This is a genomic window from Betaproteobacteria bacterium (assembly GCA_009377585.1).
GTDB lineage: Bacteria > Pseudomonadota > Gammaproteobacteria > Burkholderiales > WYBJ01 > WYBJ01.
On the sequence record WHTS01000232.1, the window covers coordinates 1 to 3,696 of the forward strand.

The 3,696-nt window shown below is 60.4% G+C and carries 6 protein-coding genes; 4 read left to right on the top strand and 2 right to left on the bottom strand.

Annotated features, from left to right (window positions below; all coding sequences use genetic code 11):
• Positions 1-199 precede the first annotated feature (199 nt).
• Complete coding sequence (locus tag GEV05_30810) at positions 200-535, top strand: metalloregulator ArsR/SmtB family transcription factor (GenBank protein ID MPZ47668.1); 336 nt, start codon at positions 200-202, stop codon at positions 533-535.
• Complete coding sequence (locus tag GEV05_30815) at positions 535-1,047, top strand: polyketide cyclase (protein ID MPZ47669.1); 513 nt, start codon at positions 535-537, stop codon at positions 1,045-1,047. The genes GEV05_30810 and GEV05_30815 overlap by 1 nt, the downstream gene beginning before the upstream one ends.
• A 58-nt stretch (positions 1,048-1,105) precedes the next feature.
• Here the strand turns inward: GEV05_30815 and GEV05_30820 are convergent, their stop codons facing one another.
• Positions 1,106-2,038, bottom strand: a complete 933-nt coding sequence (locus GEV05_30820; protein ID MPZ47670.1) for a helix-turn-helix domain-containing protein — start codon at positions 2,036-2,038, stop codon at positions 1,106-1,108.
• Between the two features lie 202 nt (positions 2,039-2,240).
• Between GEV05_30820 and GEV05_30825 the strand changes: the two genes are divergently transcribed.
• The gene (locus GEV05_30825) at positions 2,241-3,110 is read left to right on the top strand and encodes an SDR family oxidoreductase (GenBank protein ID MPZ47671.1); all 870 of its coding nucleotides are present in this window, start codon (positions 2,241-2,243) and stop codon (positions 3,108-3,110) included.
• Positions 3,111-3,143: 33 nt separating this feature from the next.
• Entirely contained in the window at positions 3,144-3,392 is a 249-nt protein-coding gene (locus GEV05_30830; GenBank protein ID MPZ47672.1) for a type II toxin-antitoxin system RelE/ParE family toxin, read from the top strand.
• A 37-nt stretch (positions 3,393-3,429) separates the two neighbouring features.
• Here GEV05_30830 and GEV05_30835 read toward each other — a convergent pair.
• On the bottom strand, positions 3,430-3,696 hold a 267-nt coding region (locus GEV05_30835), incomplete at its 5' end, for a glucan biosynthesis protein D (protein ID MPZ47673.1).

The following is a 3,696-nucleotide window of genomic DNA, read 5'->3' on the forward strand; positions in this document are numbered from 1 at the left end:
CCGCCGCTTCAATCTCGCCTCCATCTTGGCTCGCCTGGTGCGCGCCGCTTGCCTCACCTCGCCTCGGCCCGCCGCGCTCATTCGGCTGGCTGAAGAATGTCGCTAATCAGGAAGTTTTTTGTCTGCGTCAAACGACTAGGCGCATTCGGGCCACACTTAGGTGTTGACCTTAGTAATGGGTATCCTTATAGTTAGGCGAATGCCTAACCGTTCATCTGACTTAAATGCCGTGTTCCAGGCGCTCGCCGATCCCACCCGCCGAGCGGTGCTGGAACGGCTCAGCAAAGGTCCCGCGCGGGTCACGGAGTTGGCAGAGCCCTTCGATATGGCGCTGCCTTCCTTCGCGCAGCATTTGAAAATGCTCGAACGCAGCGGGCTTATCCGAAGCGAAAAGTTGGGCCGCGTGCGCACGGTCGAACTCGCGCCCAAAAAACTGAAGGAAGCGGAGCGCTGGATGGCAGAGCAACGCGCCCTGTGGGACCGCCGCCTTGATCAACTCGATGCCTTCCTGCTTCAACGAAAGGAGAAACGCTGATGTCACGTCTTATCGAAATTCGACCGGACCCCAAACTCGATCTCGCGCTGGAACGCTATGTGGATGTGCCGCAGGAAAAAGTATGGGCGGCCTGGACGCGGCCCGAACAGCTCAAACAATGGTTCGTACCCGCGCCTTGGACCATTTCCGAGTGTGACGTCGATTTGCGGCCCGGCGGTATTTTCCGCTCGGTGATGAAGTCGCCCGAAGGTCAGGCCTTCGCGAATCTGGGCTGCTATCTGGAAGTCACCGAAAACCAACGGCTCATTTGGACTGATTTGATGGGGCCAGGGTATCGCCCGCTGGACAAATCGATTGCAGACGAAGGCTGTTGCGGATTCATGACGGCGATCGTCACGCTCGAAGCCGTAGGGAAGGGCACCAAGTACACGGCGACATGCCTGCATCGAAGCGAAGAGAGCCGCAAAAAACACGAGGACATGGGCTTCCAGGATGGCTGGGGCAAATGCCTCGAGCAGATGGTGGCGCTCATTCAATCAGGACGCGTTTGAGATCGCCATATAAGCCTCTGCCTCTGTCGGGGCGGAGCGGATGTCTCGACGATGCGAACTAGTCCTGCAACGGAACGGCAGGTCGGTCAGTTGCAAACAAGCCACCTACCGTGGTGGCGCTTCGACTGTGGCGCTTCGGCGGAGCGCCGAACATTCGTCCGTACTCACGCGTGAACTGAGAAACACTTTCGTACCCGACCTCGAAGGCGGCAGTACTCGCATTGACGCTCTCGTACAGCATGAGACGCCTTGCTTCAATCAGCCGAAGCCGTTTCTGATACTGGCCCGGTGTGAGCGATGTGAGCGCCTTGAAATGCCTGTGAAACGCCGTCAGCCCCATCACAGCAGCATCGGCAAGCCTCTCGGCCGGAATTCGATCGCGAAAATCCTCCCTCAATATCGCCACGGCTCGTCCGAGCCGGCTCGAAATGCTTTCCCACGCTGCGATGGCACGCAATTGCGCACCATGCGGCCCGGACAAGAGCCAATAATGAAGCTCCTTCATGAGACCCGCGTGCAGTACGGGAATGGCATCCGGTCTGCCGATCAGGCGCATGAGACGAATGGCGCAGTCCATGATCGCATCCTCGGTCTTCTGCAGAAACAGAGTCCGCGTGCGCGGGACGGCTACCGATGCCGTAGCGGCGAACCTGTCTCCCAGTTCCCGCAGTAACGCCATGTCGAGCTCCACCGCCAATGCCATGTATGGTTTTCGCGCGCTCGCCTCGACCACCTGCCCGGTCACTGGCATATCCGCACTGACGATGACGGACTGACCCGCCAGGCAGATCGACTCTTGCGTGCCTACGAGCAGGTGTTTTGCGCCCTGCAGAACAAGGCAAACGAGCGGGCGGTACGTGGAGTGCGGTTTTCCGCGGGGCGATTCCACGCACATCATGCGCAAGCCCGGCACAGGCGGCAGCGCGAGTCCGTCGTGGTTCGAGTGCTTGGCCGAATAGCGCCGAATGGCGTCCTTGAGCTGATCCTGCATGGTGCTTACCCCGGGTGTCCATGGTCATGCTAGTCGAAACCTGCAGGATTGGGCAAGGTTTGGGCAAGCGTTGGCAAGTCCCGGAAACTCCCTCCAATTAAGCTTTCCGCAGTCTCGTGAGCCGAAGCGCGACCGCAAACAGGTCGTGCAGTCGTTCGACGAGATACTGCGTCCGACCATCCCTGACTGAAAGGAACAGCAAATGGAACGTGCTGCGGAAAACCCGACCATCGCCGTCAGCCCTGACCGGCGTCGTATGCTTGCTGCAATAGTGGGCGCCCCCGCCGCTGTGGGACTCGCGGGCATCGCGAATGCCGCGAGGAGCCCTGGCTCGATCACTGCCAGCGGCAAGGTAGCGATCGTCACGGGCTCGTCACGAGGAATCGGCGCTGCGACGGCAAGGCGGCTTGCCCGGGATGGCTACGCCGTGACGGTCAACTGCGAGAAGAATCGCGACCTCGCCGCGAACGTCGTGCACGACATCGAGTCGGCGGGAGGCCGGGCAATCTCGGTACAAGCGGACGTGAACGATCCGAAGGCGGTGCAACGTCTCTTCGATTCATGCGAGCGGGCGTTCGGCGGTGTCGATGTGGTGGTCGCCAACGCGGGCATCATGCGGCTTGCTCCCATTCGCGACATGCCCGACGAGGATTTCGATCGCATGTGGGCGGTCAACGGCAAGGGGAGCTTCAACACGCTGCGCGAGGCGGCCCGGCGCGTTCGAGATGGGGGTCGAATCATCGCACTGTCGTCGAGTATCACTCAGCTGCGCACGGCTACTTACGGCCCTTATGCAGCCACCAAGATGGCGCAGGACATCTTCGTCAGCTGCCTGGCCAAGGAGCTGGAGGGCCGTCACGTGTCGGTCAATGCGCTGGCTCCCGGCGTCGTCAATACTACGTTGTTCACGGATGGAAAGACGCCTCAGCAGATCGCCGGCTTCGTTCAACGTACCCCGCACAAGCGTCTTGGCGACCCTTCGGATATTGCCGACGTCATCGCAGCGCTTTGCAGCGTCGATGGCGCGTGGGTCAATGGTCAGACCGTGTTCGCCAATGGCGGGCTCGTCTAACGAAGCGCTCGCGCTTTCGCGGACCTCGAGCGAATTTTCGCATACATTGCCGAGGTCGATTCGGTCCGAGCCGGTCGGACGATTCAACGAATCCGAGACGCCGTGCTGATCCTCGAGGACCATCCCTTCATAGGACGGCCGGCGGAAGAGGGACGGCGAGAGCTCGTGATGGGACGGCGGTCCGAGGCATACGTTGCCCTATATCGGTGGTTACTTACGGATGATACGGTGTTGATCCTTGCGATATGGAATTCCAAAGAGGCCGGATACTTCGATGTGTGAGTGGAGTAGATGGGTGACAAAGCGTCTACATTGAGGCTTAGGGAAGGTACTGATAGAGCCAGGTCTCAGTCAGCGTCTGGTTGCCGTTCTTAAGGTAGAGGCGCATGTCGACCGGCTCGCTGCCATCGACGGTGAAGTCGAACTGCGCACGCCAGTGGCCCGGCACGTCGTTGGGCACCGCTTCCGAGAAGACGTAGGAGAACTTTCCGCGCGAAGCGCTGAGCACGAGCTCGGGCTTGACGCCGAAGGGAATCGACTCCAGCGGCTTGCCGAGGAACTCGACCACGAACTTGCGCACGCCCTG